The organism is Salinibacillus aidingensis (assembly GCF_055393355.1).
In genome coordinates this window covers 470,290-487,439 of record NZ_AP043759.1, presented here as the reverse complement: position 1 = coordinate 487,439, position 17,150 = coordinate 470,290, and the positions used below count along the sequence as shown (strand labels likewise).

At 41.4% G+C, this 17,150-nt stretch carries 18 protein-coding genes; 4 read left to right on the top strand and 14 right to left on the bottom strand.

Annotation, left to right across the window (positions count from 1 at the left end):
* The first annotated feature begins 22 nt into the window (after positions 1-22).
* From ACZ5OK_RS02730 to ACZ5OK_RS02720, 3 genes are read left to right on the top strand one after another with little or no spacing between them, the layout of a single operon-like run.
* Complete coding sequence (locus ACZ5OK_RS02730; protein WP_343842092.1) at positions 23-211, top strand: PLD nuclease N-terminal domain-containing protein; 189 nt, start codon at positions 23-25, stop codon at positions 209-211.
* Positions 212-213: 2 nt separating this feature from the next.
* Positions 214-1,122: an ABC transporter ATP-binding protein gene (locus tag ACZ5OK_RS02725; protein ID WP_343842090.1), complete on the top strand. Its 909-nt coding sequence runs from the start codon at positions 214-216 to the stop codon at positions 1,120-1,122.
* A complete protein-coding gene (locus ACZ5OK_RS02720) occupies positions 1,122-1,892 on the top strand; it encodes an ABC transporter permease (RefSeq protein WP_343842088.1) in 771 nt (256 codons plus the stop codon). Before ACZ5OK_RS02725 ends, ACZ5OK_RS02720 begins: the two co-directional genes overlap by 1 nt.
* Positions 1,893-2,044: 152 nt before the next feature.
* Here the strand turns inward: ACZ5OK_RS02720 and ACZ5OK_RS02715 are convergent, their stop codons facing one another.
* The 6 genes from ACZ5OK_RS02715 to ACZ5OK_RS02690 form a co-directional block, all read right to left on the bottom strand.
* Positions 2,045-2,629 (bottom strand): class D sortase, encoded by a 585-nt coding sequence (locus ACZ5OK_RS02715; RefSeq protein ID WP_343842086.1) that lies wholly within the window; start codon positions 2,627-2,629, stop codon positions 2,045-2,047.
* A 17-nt stretch (positions 2,630-2,646) separates the two neighbouring features.
* The gene (locus ACZ5OK_RS02710; RefSeq protein ID WP_343842083.1) at positions 2,647-4,311 is read right to left on the bottom strand and encodes a hypothetical protein; all 1,665 of its coding nucleotides are present in this window, start codon (positions 4,309-4,311) and stop codon (positions 2,647-2,649) included.
* A 63-nt stretch (positions 4,312-4,374) separates the two neighbouring features.
* Positions 4,375-5,865 (bottom strand): adhesive domain-containing protein, encoded by a 1,491-nt coding sequence (locus ACZ5OK_RS02705; protein WP_464758374.1) that lies wholly within the window; start codon positions 5,863-5,865, stop codon positions 4,375-4,377.
* A 413-nt stretch (positions 5,866-6,278) separates the two neighbouring features.
* Complete coding sequence (locus ACZ5OK_RS02700) at positions 6,279-6,464, bottom strand: hypothetical protein (RefSeq protein ID WP_343842077.1); 186 nt, start codon at positions 6,462-6,464, stop codon at positions 6,279-6,281.
* Positions 6,465-6,520: 56 nt separating this feature from the next.
* A complete protein-coding gene (locus ACZ5OK_RS02695; protein ID WP_343842074.1) occupies positions 6,521-7,504 on the bottom strand; it encodes an aldo/keto reductase in 984 nt (327 codons plus the stop codon).
* 29 nt (positions 7,505-7,533) lie between these two features.
* A complete protein-coding gene (locus tag ACZ5OK_RS02690) occupies positions 7,534-8,508 on the bottom strand; it encodes a Gfo/Idh/MocA family protein (RefSeq protein ID WP_343842071.1) in 975 nt (324 codons plus the stop codon).
* Between the two features lie 145 nt (positions 8,509-8,653).
* Here ACZ5OK_RS02690 and ACZ5OK_RS02685 point away from each other — a divergent pair, with 145 nt between their 5' ends.
* Positions 8,654-9,043 carry a YhfM domain-containing protein gene (locus ACZ5OK_RS02685; protein WP_343842069.1) on the top strand — a complete coding sequence of 130 codons (390 nt, stop codon included), beginning with the start codon at positions 8,654-8,656 and terminating at the stop codon, positions 9,041-9,043.
* A 41-nt stretch (positions 9,044-9,084) separates the two neighbouring features.
* On the opposite strand, the gene mbcS is transcribed toward ACZ5OK_RS02685, so the two are convergent.
* The 8 genes from mbcS to ACZ5OK_RS02645 form a co-directional block, all read right to left on the bottom strand.
* Positions 9,085-10,659 carry an acyl-CoA synthetase MbcS gene (gene mbcS, locus ACZ5OK_RS02680; RefSeq protein WP_343842067.1) on the bottom strand — a complete coding sequence of 525 codons (1,575 nt, stop codon included), beginning with the start codon at positions 10,657-10,659 and terminating at the stop codon, positions 9,085-9,087.
* Positions 10,660-10,789: 130 nt separating this feature from the next.
* Positions 10,790-11,869 (bottom strand): ABC transporter permease, encoded by a 1,080-nt coding sequence (locus tag ACZ5OK_RS02675; protein ID WP_343842065.1) that lies wholly within the window; start codon positions 11,867-11,869, stop codon positions 10,790-10,792.
* A complete protein-coding gene (locus tag ACZ5OK_RS02670; protein ID WP_343842062.1) occupies positions 11,866-13,122 on the bottom strand; it encodes an ABC transporter permease in 1,257 nt (418 codons plus the stop codon). Before ACZ5OK_RS02670 ends, ACZ5OK_RS02675 begins: the two co-directional genes overlap by 4 nt.
* Before the next feature lie 11 nt (positions 13,123-13,133).
* On the bottom strand, positions 13,134-14,066 hold the full coding sequence (locus ACZ5OK_RS02665) for an ABC transporter ATP-binding protein (RefSeq protein ID WP_343842060.1): 933 nt from the start codon (positions 14,064-14,066) through the stop codon (positions 13,134-13,136).
* 367 nt (positions 14,067-14,433) lie between these two features.
* A complete protein-coding gene (locus tag ACZ5OK_RS02660) occupies positions 14,434-14,625 on the bottom strand; it encodes a hypothetical protein (protein WP_343842058.1) in 192 nt (63 codons plus the stop codon).
* Between the two features lie 12 nt (positions 14,626-14,637).
* Complete coding sequence (locus ACZ5OK_RS02655) at positions 14,638-15,018, bottom strand: YbaN family protein (protein ID WP_343842055.1); 381 nt, start codon at positions 15,016-15,018, stop codon at positions 14,638-14,640.
* Between the two features lie 87 nt (positions 15,019-15,105).
* Entirely contained in the window at positions 15,106-15,741 is a 636-nt protein-coding gene (locus tag ACZ5OK_RS02650; protein ID WP_343842052.1) for a response regulator transcription factor, read from the bottom strand.
* Positions 15,731-16,750 carry a sensor histidine kinase gene (locus tag ACZ5OK_RS02645; RefSeq protein ID WP_343842049.1) on the bottom strand — a complete coding sequence of 340 codons (1,020 nt, stop codon included), beginning with the start codon at positions 16,748-16,750 and terminating at the stop codon, positions 15,731-15,733. Before ACZ5OK_RS02645 ends, ACZ5OK_RS02650 begins: the two co-directional genes overlap by 11 nt.
* Positions 16,751-17,150 lie beyond the last annotated feature (400 nt).

The window sequence follows — 17,150 nt, the reverse complement described above, 5'->3', positions numbered from 1 at the left end:
GTAAAGAAAGGAGATGAGTGACATGCCGGACATAAACTGGGCATTAATCGCTCCCCTGCTCATTGTGGAATTGATTTTGATGATTGTCGCACTTATTGATTTAATACGAATTGATGAGACCAATGGCCCGAAATGGGTATGGGCAGTTGTTTGTATTTTTATAAGTATCTTGGGACCTGTACTTTACTTTGTTTTTGGAAGGAGGCAATAGACATGTCGTTAATGGATGTTCAGGGATTAACGAAAGCATTTGATGGAAAAACAGTGGTCAGCGATGTGTCCTTTGAATTACAGCCTGGAACATGTGTAGCACTCCTCGGTCCTAATGGCGCCGGGAAGACGACGACGCTTCGTATGCTCGCTGGATTTAGCCGTCCGACTGATGGGCAAATCAGTTTTGATCAGCAGTCCCTATCTGAAGACATTCGTCAATACACAGGCTACCTGCCGCAGTTTCCTTCCTTTCATAATTGGATGAGTGGATTAGAATTTCTCGTTTACGTTGGACAGCTTTCCTACTTAACCAAAGCAGAAGCCACGGAGCGTGCCAATGAATTACTTAAGAGAGTTGGTTTGGAGGATGCGAAAAAGCAGAGAATCAAAAAATATTCAGGGGGAATGAAGCAGCGTCTGGGAATCGCTCAGGCTCTCATAAATGATCCTAAGCTGATTATCCTTGATGAACCTGTTTCAGCCCTTGATCCGATCGGAAGGCGTGAAGTTTTGGACCTTATGCGGGAACTGAAAAAGGAATCGACCATTTTGTTCTCGACTCACATTTTAAATGACGCAGAGGAAGTCAGTGATGAACTGCTGATGCTTCACAACGGAGAGCTTGTGGAACACGGATCACTGGAAAAACTGAATCATCTGGATCAAACCGGAAAAATACAATTAAATTTTGCTGTCTATCCGGAGAATCTGGAATCAGAACTGGAAAACCTATCGTCCATTCAGCATGTACGCCCGGTTGGACAAGGAGTAGAAGTTGTCGTACGTGACATGGATGAAGCGAGGAAAGAGATATTACAGCTCGTTACTGTAAATGAGTGGCCGCTTACCAAATTTGAGCAGGCGAAAACAACATTGGAAGATGTGTTTATGAAGGTGGTGAATTCCTGATGAAATGGTCGGTTATTTATAAACGTGAAATGATGGAATACGCCCGTAATATAAAATGGATCTGGGTTCCGATTGTCTTTTTCATCTTTGGGATTATGGATCAGATCACGATGTATTATTTACCAAAGATTATTGATGCGACAGGTGGTATGCCAGAAGGAGCCGAAATCAATATCCCTACTCCTCCTCCAGCTGAAGCCTTCTTTTTAAGTATAAACGAAATGAATTCTCTTGGAATCCTGATTATCGGCTTAATCTCAATGGGACTGATTGCAGGCGAGCTTAAAAACGGCGTATATGAGTTGGTTTTGTCCAAACCCGTTAAGTTTGCCAACTATGTCACGGCAAAATGGGCGGCCCTTTCAACATTAGTCCTGGTATCTCTGTTCACAGGACTGCTGGCCGGGTGGTATTATACAAATATTTTATTCGGGGATTTGGGCTTTGATAAATTTCTGACTGCATTTCTCATCTATGGGATTTATCTGATATTTTTTATAACGATTGCGGTCCTTGTAAATACCTGGTTTAAGAGCCCGGGTATGGTTCTATTCTTGTCCATTTTACTGATTGTTCTTGTCAATCTTTTAACGAGTGCATTCGGTCACATCCTAACCTGGAGCCCCGGTCATATTTCTTCCTACATCAGTACCTATCTTTTTACAGGCACTTTAACCGGAGAAATGTGGGGGGCTATTGGCACAACCATCGTTCTGATCATCGGAATGCTGTTTGCTGCAGTTGAAATATTAAAACGTAAAGAATTATAAAGGGAAACTTCCATCAGTGGGGGTATTACAGCCAGTTAATGCGTGATAAATTTTTAAGGGCTGATTTCGATCTAAGGTTTTCTGTGTACGAAACACTGCAGCAGGCCTTAAATTCGCCCTGCCCCCATCAGACGATTCCAAACCGCATGTTATCACTTTTTACTATTTTCAACCGGATAGGCATAGGCAACGAAACGTTCCGGGGCATTTCCGACATAATGAAACGGATAGCACGTAGAAACAACGAGCTCCTCCTTACCTGCTTTTCCTACAACCGATGTATCATCTTCCGGGACAATTTCTGTTTTACGAATTTCATAAGTGTAGTCACCATAAGGCATATGGACAACAAACTGATCACCGATATTCAGTTCCCCAAAATCGCGAAAAACGGTGTCCCTGTGTCCGGATAATACAATTTGTTCATTCTGTCCGGGAAAAGAAGTTTGTGACATATGCCCCACACCTTTTGCCAGCGCCTCTTCATCTGCCCCTTCTACAATACCGATCGTTTTTTTCAGACGCGGAATTTCTAGTGTACCAAACGCATCCATGTGGTCTGCTTGAAAGTTTGCCTCTCCACCGGATTTGCCATTCATTTGCTGATAACGGTCGATGAGCACCTGCGCCTCTGCCAGCGTCTGATTTTGTCCGATTTCGAATGACAGAAATTGATAGCCGAAATAGCCGATGAATAAGATTCCTGTAATAATCAGCACATTACTAAGGAACTTCAATAGGAATCCCCCCTTATTCAACCCATAAAGGTTTGATAGTAAGCAATATAACCTGATAAATAATGTTCAATATCATCTATGCGGGTACGAAAAGAATGATGTCTGATAAAAAAGCTTCCCGTAATTCTGGCTGGATTTTTATAATAGATGGCCAGTTCAGGATAAAAAAACCCATTGCGCTGGTATTCGGCACGTTTATGGATCACAGACTCCAGATATTCCTCATCAAAAGAGTCCAGTAAATGATCATACCCCTGTTCTTTCATACGTTTAATCATTTGGTATGCAGCTATGGTCAGTTCTAAAAACGTGGGATATGTGGTTTCCCGCTTTTCGATAAAACTCAATTTGTCTTTTGTATTTTTCAGCCCAAACTCAAAGTACCTTTCCTCAGGGCGATAGATGGTTAAATCATTTGTGCAGTAGCTTAGCCAATGGTCATGGTGCTTCCAATATTGATTATGTATAAAATAATCAAAGGCTTTTTCTACAGCCGCCAGCCACTGAGGGTCCTTATCAAGTTTGTACAGCCGCATGAAAGCAAGAGCAGCTTCCCCATCATAATAGACAATACGGAATTTCTCTTTTATGGTCAGAGACGGGTATTGCAGTACATGTACAAAGCTTCCATCCTCGTTTTGCAGGGACCGCATTCCTTTGGCAAGGGATTGGGCCAGTTCCATATATCGATCGTCACCAAACACCTCTGTATACTTTGTAAGGGCTAAAATGGCAGCAGCGTTTGCACCTAATTTAATTTCTTTGTTTTTTGAATTCGGGCCATCCACGACATAGGCCCTTTGTTTGTCAGCAAAATATATCCCCTCTGTTTTCAGAAATTGCAGCGCACGTTTTATGGCGTTTTCAGCCTCCGCTGTTGAGTTAAATTCATAAGCTTCAATCATGGAATATACCGTACTGGCATGACGTAACATATTATAAAAATGAATTTCTTTATCAAAGCATGCAAAATAACCGTAAATAAATTTGCCATTATCCTGATTTAAAGACGTTAAATACGTTTGTCCGGACGTAACCAGCTCATGAATTTCGTCACCATCCAGTCCAGTATCTCTGCGCCCATTGTCAAGCCAGGTATCCTTTAACTCATAACAGCGTTTGTCATCCATAAAAAAACCTTTTGTTGAAAATAAATAAAGGTTCGTCACCTTCCTGAAATCAACAGGCTTCATGTCAGGCCGGTGTTTTTTGATGTAGTTCTGTATGTTTACCTCTTTTAAATATCCACGCTTCTTCCTGGAATCAAACTGAATCATGGCATTTCCGTTTACTTCCTGTTCAAGGAAGGCCTGTCGGAAACTCCTGTCCAAACTAACGCCAAAACGGAAATAATTCTTTTTGGTTTTCGTTATTAAATCAATGAATGAAAGGATGTCGATAGGTTTCTTATGCGTAACAATATCGGCCTTCAAGTAATCAGGCGTTTGATGAATAGAGCCTTCCGCTTGTTTAACGAGTGCTTTCCATGTTTCTTCAAATCCTGTTTTATTGACATGTAAAACTGTAGCACGACGGTGTTGAAAGCCCACGGTGAGAAATACATGCACGGACGGATAATGAACAAGCTCATGATAAAAATCGGATGTTCGAATATACATATATAAACGGTCAGCCTGATCACGAAAGGATTGTTTCTTTTCACTAGGCTTTACAGATTCCATATCCATAACCCCCGGTACGATTTAAAGGTAAGAAGCAAATACCCGGAAGGCATTTGCTTCTCATCATGAACTCTTACGTCTGGCAAAAAGTCGGGCAAGAATACCAGCAAGAACAGCACCCGCACCTATTAAACCTGTCGTCCACATGCCTGTTGCTGTATCCGGAAGCTCTGTATCTCCTGTAACATCTTGGCTAATATCCGTGCCGGTGTCTGCATCGGCGTCCGCATCCGCATCCGCGTCAGCATCCGCATCGGCATCCGCATCCGTGTCAGCATCCGCATCGGCGTCTGCATCGGCGTCCGCATCGGCATCGGCGTCCGCATCTGCATCGGCGTCCGCATCTGCATCGGCGTCCGCATCTGCATCCGCATCCGCGTCAGCATCGGCATCCGCGTCAGCGTCCGCATCCGCGTCAGCATCGGCATCCGCGTCAGCGTCCGCATCGGCGTCGGCGTCCGTATCATCATCTTCATTAAATGTAACTTCTGTACTATCAGACAAACTACTAAGTAATGGGACATCAATAGTCGAGTCGGTTAAGCCTGCTGCAAATACTTTTGTACTTCCATCAACTCCTGCTGGTTTTTCCACACTTACATCAACATTTACAGTGGTGTTTCCAATCACTTGTGCTCCTGCCAATTCGTTTGTAATAACTGTGGTATTACTTAATAATTGATCAACAACGTCGTTTGCGCTTTTCGTTACAGCTCCAATTAAAGGTTCAACAATTGGATCGATAACAAATCCATTTAATGAACCACTCAACATTCCTGTTGGGTCTCCGCTTAGCAATTCAACGTCTATATTATCCACTGCTTTCAGAACATCCTGAACAGCTGATTTTACGACATCCTGTATTAATGGCGCCAGATGGTTTCCTAATCCATCAGAGAATTCAACAACAACTGTTCCATCAGGGTTTACAGTAGCAGACACTGAATCCTGGTATTTTGACAAACCATTTAAAGATTCATCTAAATGATTAAAATTATCAATAGCTTTATTCAGCTCTTTTAAACCATTAACTTTAACCAGATTAGCTATAGGCGTGTCATTAACCGCTCCATCAATCCCGGATTCCAGACCCTTAGTTAACTTATTTAAATTCGCGGTTAGATCACTGATAGCAGAATCTAAAGCTGGTAAGTCTTCCATCGCAATTGGTAAAATCTCTACAGATACATCGGCAGTACCATCTGCTGTCAGTTTCCCTGCCAATTCAGGTGCATAAAATACAACCGTTCGATTTGGAGTTAAAATTTCAGCATCCGCCGCTCCTGTTCCCGTCATTCCTAAAGAAAGAGTGTAGGATGACGATTGCTCCGTTAACTTAGCATCAACAGAAACATCGTTTAATAATTTCACATCGGACAGGCTTGCTGCTTCAACCGTGTAGCTGGGATCAATTAACAGATTCCCTAATGGGGCTCCCGGGGTCCCCACAACCAAATATGTAGCAACGGCTGATGAAGCAATCATCTTTTTGGTTCTCTGCATTTTTACGTCATTTAACCTCTTAAGCTTCCGTTTGTAATTATAATTTTTCATCAAGGTTCCTCCCTTTTTAATGGTTACACTATTTTCTAATCGTTTTAAAAAACAATGTGTTCCATGATTCTTCATAACTTTTACTATCAATTGAATTTGTGTCTGAAGTATTTTCATAGAGGAATATTTCAGTGGTTCCCTGCAGAATATGATTATTGAAAATGTAGTAAAATTCGTGGGTGTATTGTTAAATTTTGTAATTATAAGTCAATCTTATTAACTACAATAATAAGCTAAAATTAAAAAATCAAGCTTATTGACAAAAATTGTCAAAACATTCTAAATACTAACAAGCTATCGACAAATGATACGCGGAACAAAGGCGGAAGCTCCGTTTGTTCAGCTGTGGCTCCAGGCAAAAAAAGGAGCATCCCCTGAATGGGAATGCTCCTTTCTGGTCTAAAAAAACGTCCCTACCAATGACTGTGATCCTGAAACGTCTTATTCATCGTCTGTCGTTCTGTCTCAGCCAGTGCACGATCACGACTCTGATCCTGTTCCTTCATTTTCTGTGGATCCTTCACCTTATGCTTCCGGTCAAAAAGAAAACCAATAGAAACAATCAAGGCAAAGAAAAGAAGCAAATATACAAGAAACAACGTGGTCACTCCTTTTTATAGAAAAATAAGAAGGAAAGCGTTAAGCTCCCCTTCCATCAATAAGCCCCGCGTATATGGGGATGAACCTCATTCCGATAAAATTCCTTCAACTGATTCGCCTCATCCGTACTAAAAGATGGAACAGATAAAGCTCCGAGGTTATCCTCCACCTGTTTTATGTTTTTGAACCCCGGGATGACGCAGGAAATTTCATTCTGATCCAATATCCACCGTAAAGCTGCTCTGGTCATATTTTCCCGGTTATTCGCAATCCAGCTGAGCTTCTCACTCAGTTCCACACCTTTTGCAAATTCCAGACCGGCAAAGGTTTCCCCGACATTAAACTCTTCTCCGTTCTGATTAAATCGGCGGTGATCATCCGATTCAAATTGATGATTTTTGGTAAATTTACCCGTCAGCAGACCACTGGCCAGGGGAACTCGTGCCAGAATCCCGACACCCTGCTTCTTGGCTTTAGGCAGCAGTTCTTCTAAAGGCTTTTGCCGGAAAATATTAAAAATTACCTGAAGCGTACGCACATTTGGATTTTCCAGACAGAGCAGTCCTTCTTCTACGGTTTCCACACTGACACCGTAGTACCTGATTTTCCCTTTCTCCTGCAGCTTATCAAGCACCTCAAATACTTTACCATCCTTTAATATCTCCATTGGCGGGCAATGAATCTGATAAAGATCCAGGCGTTCACGGTTCAGTCGCTTCAACGTATTTTCCAAATAGGTACGCACCTGCTCTTCCGAATAGTTGTCCGGGTCATGAATATCGCCTGCTCTGCAAAATTTGGAAGCAATGTGGATACGGTCTTCCTTCCCTTTTGTTGCCTTAGCCAGTAATTCTTCACTGTGGCCATCGCCATAAACATCCGCTGTATCAAAAAAGTTGACTCCAGCATCCATTGCAACATCCAGTGCCTGCAGGGCTTCCTTATCTGACGTTTTTCCCCATGCTCCACCTATCGCCCAGGTTCCGAAGCTTAATTCACTAACCTTTAAATCTGTATTTCCCAATTGACGATAGTTCATTTTTTCGCCTCCTTAGTCTTCGCGAAACCTTAATTTACAAAGGAATAACACCTGTCAATAGCCTCCATATTACGAATGGTATCCCTCCCTGTATAGAACGGCTCCCCGTCCTCCAGAACCGCCTGTGAAAAATGCTCTACTTCTGCCTTATACTGATCCTTAATAAGTGTCTCTTCCCGAACTTCTCCTTCTTTTTCAACTCTGACAATTCCCTTATGATTATAATTATCTGGTCGATAAGCACGAGGTACCGTAATGATTCCCTCTGTACCTACTACCTCATATTTGGAACGAAAAGGCATTTTAAAGCTGCAATCAAATACCGCCTTTATCCCGCTTTTCATATGAAAAATTCCGTATGCCGACGTATCCACCCCAAACTCAGGGTCAACATCCGCCTCCACGTGGACACTTTCAGGCTCATCTTCTAAGATGTGGCGAATGGAATGAATACAGTAGCAGCCGATATCATAAATACTGCCGCCCCCTTTGGTTGGATCCATACGAATATTTCCTTCTGGCTTATCCAGCAAAAAAGAAAAGCTCGCCTTCATCAGCTGCACCTCTCCAATTTCCCCTGAAGCGATGATTTCCTTCACCCGATCATGTTGACTATGAAACTGATACATGAAGCCTTCCATATATTTGACCCCGTTTTTTTCGCAGGCCTCCACTAATTCTTTTGTTTCAACAGCATTAATGGCAGCTGGCTTTTCAGATAGGACATGCTTTCCTTTTTCCGCCGCCTTGATTACCCACTCCTTATGTAAATGGTTAGGTACAGGAATATATACCGCATCAATTTCCGGATCATCTAATAAAGCCTCATAGCTTTCATGGACTTTAGGAATGTGAAGCTGAGAAGCCACATCCATGGCCTTTCCCGAATCACTGCCGCTTGCTATGGCCCGGACTTCCGCATTCTCTGCTCGACTGATGGCAGGAATGAGTTGTTTTTGTGCAATTCCTGCTGTACTTAAAATCCCAAAACGAACGATTGCCATGTTCGAATCCCCCTAACAGGAAAAATTTTGTGTCTATTTATATATTACATACGAGAGGTCTGTAATCCTTCCATTAAATTTTTATACAAAAATTTGAAACATTTTCCACCTTAAAATCGTCTATTTATACAGGGAGGGAAACGTCATGAGAAAGGTTCTGGGTGGAATTGGCATCTTTTTTCTTCTAATATCCGGCTGCAGCTCTTCAAACTTATTGCCTCATCATCCCATTGAAAAAGTAGTGGTGAAGAAGACGGACGATCAAAAGACTTATACAACGACTGATGAGGAAGAAATTCAAATGCTGAAGCAGGCGTTTCAGGAAGCGGAAAAATTAAATGGTGTAATGGATATCCGAACGCACGATTATGAGGTCACCTTTTATTTTGATGATGAAGAGTCAAAAACGTTATGGATGTGGCTGACAAAAAAATCAGGGATGGCTATGGATCCGGCTAACACACATATCGGCTATGATTTAAAATCAAGTCATGTTAAGGATTTACATACCATTAACTACTTTAAGAACTCATAAACCAAAAGAAACCCCCAGGTATCCTGGAGGTTTACTTATGTTTAGACAGTTTGTTCCCGTTTGCGCAGCTCTATGCGGCGAATTTTCCCTGAAGTGGTTTTAGGCAGTTCCTCAATAAACTCAATTTTGCGTGGATATTTATAAGGCGCCGTCTGCTTTTTCACATGATCCTGCAGTTGTTTTATGAGTGCTTCTTCATCAGCAGGAACCTCTCCTTTTAAAACCACAAACGCTTTGACAACAGCCCCACGATCAGGATCAGGGCTTGCTACAACTGCACACTCCTGTACTGATGGATGCTTCACCAGGGCATCCTCAACCTCGAAAGGCCCAATTGTATAGCCCGAACTTATGATAATATCATCGCTGCGACCTTCAAACCAGAAGTAACCGTCCTCATCTTTGGATGCCTGATCACCTGTCAAATAGTAGTCTCCACGCCTTGATGCCTTTGTTTTTTCAGGCTCTTTATAGTAGTGCTTAAATAAAGCAGGTGTATCCAGATGGACGGCAATATCCCCTACCTGCCCCGGTTTGACCGGTTCGCCATTTTCATCAATGATTTCAACCAGATTGCCAGGTGTAGGCTTGCCCATCGAACCTGGTTTAACCTCCATACGCTTCGTAACACCGACCAAGAGAGTATTTTCCGTCTGGCCATAGCCGTCCCTGACAGTCACATCAAAATGGCTTCGGAAGGTATCAATGACTTCACGATTTAAGGGCTCACCTGCAGAGACTGCGCTGTGAAGGTGAGTTAAATGATAGTCTGAGAGATTATCAACTTTGGCCATAAGCCGGTATTCTGTTGGTGTGCAGCATAACACATTGACTTCATACTGATCGAGTAGCTGTAAATATTTTTGCGGGTCAAATTTCCCGGCATAAACAAAACCAGTCGCCCCTGATCCTAATACTGACAGGAATGGACTCCAGAGCCACTTGGCCCATCCAGGTCCTGCTGTCGCCCAAACTGTGTCGTTCTCTTCAATGCTAAGCCAGTTGCTCGCCGCTGTTTTCAAATGGGCATAGCCCCACCCATGGGTATGTACAACGCCTTTTGGATTGCCGGTTGTGCCTGATGTATAAGAGAGAAAGGACATGTCATCCCGTGAAGTGTTCGCGATTTCCAGCTGATCACTCTCAGCATCCATTAATGAATCCAGCAATACCCAGCCTTCCTTCTCCTGTCCAACAACGAGCTTCTTCACATTGTTAATGCTGCTTACTTGATCAAATTCATCGGTAAATGGATAATAGCTGATGACAGCCTTTGCTTCCCCGTGACTCAGCCGATACTCAATGTCTTTCGCCCGGAGCATTTCCGAACTGGGGATCACCACAACCCCAATTTTTAAAGCAGCAATATAAATCTGGTAAGCTTCAATTCTCTTAGGGACCATAACAAGAATTTTGTCCCCCTTCTGAAGCCCCAGATTCAAGAAAGCGTTTCCAATTTTATTGGCATTTTGAATCAGTTTCTTATATGTAATCTCAGCTGTCTGTCCCTGATCATCCTCCCACTTGATCGCCAATCGGGCTGGATCATCAGCAAAACACTCAAATTCCGACACAATATTATATTTCTGCGGAGCAATTAACTCATCCTGATACAAACACTCATCCCCTTTCCGTTTTTCTCCATTTTACCAATTTTTTAGAATTTTTCAATAAGAGGGCGGGACTGTCCCCACATCCTTTAAAGCGTTAACGCGTTAGTGAATGTGGGGACTGTCCCTAGCTTAATTATTTTCTTTCCATCAGATTTAGGCCGATTCCCATTATGATGACGGTCATCAGTAGGAGGATGCTTACCGGGAACATTGTCTCGCTCAGAGTCTGTCCGTAGATGGTAACGGATTTCAGGGCATCCATTATATATGTGACAGGATCGATATGAGACAGTGCCAGCATACCTTTGTTGCTTACAATTTCAATTGGCCAGTAGGATCCTCCAACCATTGCCATGCTAACCGCTGTCAGTGAGGTAATAGCGTTAAACGTTTGATAGTTTTTCGAGATGGCAGCAATCAATAACGATAAAGAGACAATGGCTAACACATAGGGAATCAGCAGAATCAGAGTCTCCGGAAAACTACCGTAAAAATTTACATCAAACCCGAATTTCATGATGCTAAATACCATTACAACCTGAATATAGCCAAGAATAAAGGCATAGCTTAAAATCCCTGCATACATCTCCCATTTCTTAACGGGCGACAAAATAAATCGGTCCCAAATCTTTTGTTGTTTTGCCACTAAAATTTGAATGACATTATAAGCTACTGTATATATAACAAAAAAGACGGTCATTCCGAATATCGCCTGGAGCTCGGCATCATATGCAAAGCTATCTTCATCCGCCAAAGTGCTCGTTTCAATAGAGAACATAGGTGCCTCAAGCTGCTCCATCACCTTTGTCTGGTTACCATCAGCCGAAGCAATCTTTTTATCCTGCAAGTAATATGCAAAAGCCTTCTGGATATTCTGTTCGAGGATGACCTTTGCAGGCGTTTCTGATGCAATGACAACTTCATAGTGATCTTCGTATAGATGTAATCCTGCTTCTGCATTTCCCTCACGAATGCTTTTATACAACTCCTCTTTTTCTACCATTTCAAAACTCTGAGTATCCGCTTCTTCAAGATGATTCATCACCAGCTCTGTATTTTCCTTAGACATATCACTATACACAGGCAGATTGGCTTGACCAAATGAGCTGAGACCAAAAAATAACGCAAATAATATACTTACCCCTGTCATTAAAAGAAATGTGGACGGTCTCCGTAATAGTAGTTTGAATTGTGCATACAGAATCCCCTTCATACCGCCTTCCCCCTTTTCGGAAAAATAACAACAGCCATTACGAGAGTCACAAGTGTAAGTCCGCCCAGATAAAACAAATAGCCGCTAATATCCTCCATTCCATACCCTTGAAATGCAGACAAAAAAGCTGTCAGCCCAGATCCATTTGGTGTTAACTTTCCGAGAGTATTTATCACATCTCCTCCTATAGGGAAAAAGCTCCCACCAAAAAAGGCAAATAACGTAACAATTGCGCTTCCAAAAATGGCAGATGCCTGATCTGAGTTAAGGCGATAATTGATAGAAGTTAAAAGTGACGCAATACCTCCAACCGAAAAGCTTAATAAAATTGATGTTGCCAAAAATGAGGGAAAGTTCGGTAAAGTAACATCAAAAATCGTAACGGAGACACTAAACAATATCATTAATTGAATAAACCCTGTAAATGAACTGGAGATGAATATACTTAAAAAGTAAACCCATCTAGAAACATTTGCTATGAGAATCCTATTAAATAAATGATCTCTTTTTTCCTCGTAAGCATATGCACCCATTGTAGAGGCAATATATAAAACAAACATCACACTCATACCCACTACATAATAGGTCGTATTCGTAATAGGATTCATCCCTGATATAGCCACTGTTTCCCCTTTCACATCCTGAGAGGTAATCCTTAATTCACCAAGTCCATTTTGCTCTAAAATCGTCGAAGTCTGTAATTGTTCCTGATAGGCTACCAGTAAATCTTCTATAACCTGACCTGCTAATTCTTCCTCCTGATTCACATATAATGACAATTCTGGTGGTTCTCCTTCACCTAAAAAAATAGATTTCACAAGTCTATAAGAAAAATTCTCCGGAACTTCAATAATAGCTGCGTATTGTTTGTTTACTTTTGCAGTATTCATTTCTTCCACACCGATTTCCTTAACATCCACCATTTCCTGATGCTTAGGACCACCCAGGACGTCTTGTTTTAATATCTGAATCGGTTGAAACTCAGTGATTCCTTGGACCATATCATTTCTGGCATCTTCAGGAATGGACATCTCATTTATTTCTTCTTTGATTTGATTTAATTGAGATTCCTCACTTGTATGCTCTACGATGGCTACTTTTGCATCAATCTCAGGTGTATCTTCCGTCATTAAATCGCCAATCGCAAAATTAATGATAAAAACAAGAATAATAGGCATTACGAGTAAAAGTGTGAAATTGGTCCTGTCCCTGATCATTAAAAGCAGCTGTTTTTTCATAAACGCAAACAACATATAAACCCCTCCTAATCCCGTAAGCCCTTTCCTGTTAGATGAAGAAATACATCTTCCAATGACGGGGGTTGAATTTGAACAGATTTTAAGATTGTCCCGTTTTCATTGGCTATATTTATAATGGTTTGAAAAAAATCAATCTCACGAGGAACAATCACACTGACTGATTTATCCTGATTATCGATTTGCCTCACAGAAGGATGGTCCTTCAACGTGTTTAAAAAGGTCTCCTCCATTGTTTCGACCTCAATCACAACCGTTTGCTCAGCTGACAGAATCCCTTTAATTTCGTTTTTATTTCCAGAGGCAATAATATGACCTTGATCCATAATATAAATCCGATCGCATAAGTACTCCGCTTCCTCCATATAGTGACTCGTATAAAGAATGGTTAGGTTCTGCTCCCGATTTAACCGTTTAACGGTATCTAAAATATATTTTCTTGATTGTGGATCAATCCCCACCGTTGGCTCATCCATAAAAATCAGCTTCGGTTCATGCAGCAAGGCCACACCAATATTTAATCGCCTTTTCATCCCACCAGAAAAAGTCTTCACAAGATCATGTTGTTTCTCCTGAAGTCCGATAATCTCCAGCACTTCCTTAATTTTTGTACTCATCACATCAGAAGAAAGACGATAAATTTTTCCGAAAAATTGCAGGTTTTCCATTGCAGTCAGATTTTCATATAATGCAATTTCCTGAGGAACAACCCCAAGATGTTTCCGTAAATACTGCGGCTGTTTAATAATACTTTCATTAAAAAAGCGAACATCCCCACTTGTTGGAGAAAGCAGCGAAGAGATGATCGAAATGGTGGTCGACTTGCCTGCCCCATTTGGACCAAGCAGCCCGACAATTTCGCCCTGTTCAATAAATAAATTCACACCATCTACAGCCTTGGTCTTCATAAACTGCTTTTTTAAATCTAAAGCTTCCAGCATAAAACTTCCCTCCTGATTTTAAAACGTTTAACCAGCCCTATTTATTCTTATCATATAGAACTTAAAAACCCTCCGCATCATCCTGCAGTCACTAATTGTGACCCTGAGATGTGACGGAGGTCATGTAGGCAAGTTATGTGGGAATCCCAACGTGAGAAGATAATCAAGGTGATGGTTCTGACAGTTAGTTGGATATATTATGAAAAATTGAATAGGAGAAGGACGACATTTGTCTGATTTTAGTGGCTTGAGATGAATAGAGGTTATTTATCTGTAACGGGGCGAACTTCATCTGTTCTCAAATTTAGTAAAGTGGACATAAGGAAGGCCTGGATATCATGCATCCAGGCCTATTTCTCTTCAGCCATTATTTTTTCTTATCATTCCTGAAAAAATTGGTCAGCAGTATGACAATAACACTTAGTATCATCACAGGTCTCGCGTAGGATGTATAAGGCTCCGGGGCACCTGTGATATTTTCGTGCATAGCTGCCCCAATTATGAAAATAACAATTCCAATCCAAAAGATGATATTTCCTGTTCTCGTATATTTGTGCAAGCTCTTTTCCTCCTAAAACTCTTTAACTCGTGTTTTAATATGTAATATAAACCAGGTGAAATAACCGGCAATGAGGACAAGTAATATTTTTACAGCGATTAAGGGCACCACAAAAATGACTGTATAACCAATTGAGATCCATATTAATGAAACACCCATGATTTTCGCCTTTAATGGAATTCCTTTTCCGGCACGATAATCCCGAATATATGGACCAAACCATTTATTATTTATCAGCCATAAGTAAAGCCTTTCCGAACTTCGGACATAACAGGCTGCTGCCAGTAATAGCAGAGGTGTGGTTGGTATTAATGGTAGCACAATCCCTATAACCCCTAAAGCAAGAGAAAGAGTCCCGCCAATAATGAGAAGCAGTTTCTTTAGACTACTCATGATCGTCACCTTACTTTAGTACTAATGCGTACACTTCTATTATAACACAGGGACTGTCCCCACATGCTTTAAAGCGGTAAAGCAATCCTAAGCCAAATCGTTCTTTACGGCGAAAATGGCGAGCTGCGTCCGGTCTCTCAGTTCGAGCTTATGAAGGGATTGGGTGATATGATTTTTAACCGTTCCGACCGATAAATAGAGTTCATTGGCAATTTCTTTATTTGTTTTGCCCTCCCCTACAAGGCGGGTAATGGCAAGTTCCCTCGGAGATAGGGGAAGTTCGCGGGGTTCAATTGTAGATTTTTTCAGCAGACGTGGCATCATTTTGGCTGCCACTTCATCATGGATAGTCATCCCGCCATTTAAACAGCTATGTATTGCCTGTAGTAATTTTTCTGGTTCAGCCGTTTTTAGCAAAAACCCGTCAGCTCCCTCCCTTAGAGACTGCTCTGCATATTCCTCATCATTGAAGGTCGTCAACATTAATACATAAACATTTGGATAGCGTTTTTTAATATGATGAGTTGCCTCAATTCCGTTCATCACTGGCAGACGAATATCCATAATCACTAAATCAATCATATGCTCATCCATTTTCCGAAGTGCTGCTTCCCCATTTTCAGCCTCGGCAGTTACTACCAGTGACTCGTCCTGTTCAATCATCATTTTCAACCCACTACGGACAATACTCTGATCTTCCACCAGCAATACGTTATAACGCATCCATGTTCTCCTCCCTCAACGGCAAAGTCCCAGCCACAACAAATTCGTTATCATTCTGGTAAACATGTAATTGACCGTCCAGTTCTTCCACTCGCTTTTTCATATTCTTTAAACCAAATCCCCATTCCCAAGGTTTATCTTCATGCACTCTATTTTTAACTGTGAAGGCCAAATCCTCTGCCGCATTTAATGCCAGCACAACCCGTATTTCACGTGAATACGCATGTCGCATAGCATTGGTTAATGACTCCTGTAAAACCCGATACAATGCAATATTCTGGTCATTTGTTAAATGTGCAGACAGAACTCCCTGTTTTAATGTGAAATCTAAGTGAATATGACTTTCTGCTTCCAATTTACGAATCAGCTGCAACACAGAAGAGATGCCCTCTGTCTCCTCGGCCTGGAGGGTCTTCACCGCATGTCTGGTTTCTTCCAAACTATCAGAAGCCAACTGCTTTAGTTCCTCGTATTCCGGTCTTCTTTCCTGCATCATAAGCACCTGCAGTCTCATGAGCAACGCCGTTAACTTATGACCAACTGAATCGTGGATATTCCGAGCAATTTTCGTTCGCTCCTCCAGCCTTGCCGCCCGCTCAGATTCATGAGTCTGCCTTTTTAATTTACGGTACTCACTGACCAGCTTTTCGTACATCTCCTGCTGTTCTGCCTTCTCTATCTGTATTTCATTCCACTTTAAGACAGGATAGCTTATGGCTATGGCTAATAGAATCCATGCTATATGAAACTGATTATGTAAATAAAATGACAGCATCGCCAATCCCAATTGAAAGAAAAAATAGATTCGAAATGACTTCAAAGACAAATCTATGATACTATTGATGACTAAAAAAAATCCATTGAGCATAAAATATGGATTTAAAACAGCACCATTTTGCCATCCTAAACCAACGATAAGAAATGACATGACCATATACATGATTAGTGGTTGTTTAACGAGAGGAATAAAAAAATAAACCAGGAAAAATAGACTATATATACCTAACATGAGGGCTGATAGACGATTTCCCTGATATTCATAAAAAAGTGCTAAGGCAGCAAATATGAGCAGAGGTAAAAACGAATACCAAAACCGGCGCAACGACAATCCCCACTTCCAATTATGGATTTCAATAACAGCAATGATGAAATCTCATCAGCCATTACCATTCATCTTCTTAATTAGCCGGAGCTGGAATCGATACTTCCGGCTGTTGATTTCTTAGACCATCTAATCCTTCATGATAATATGCATGTATCTTCAATTGAAATTCAATGTTCCCTTCAGAAGGCTGAGAAAAAGCAAATTGTTCCCAAAGGTTGGGACTGTCCCCACATGCTTTAAAGCACTAAAGCACACATTCCACGAAAAGACTGATTTTCAATGCTTCGTCTGGCATTAAAAATCA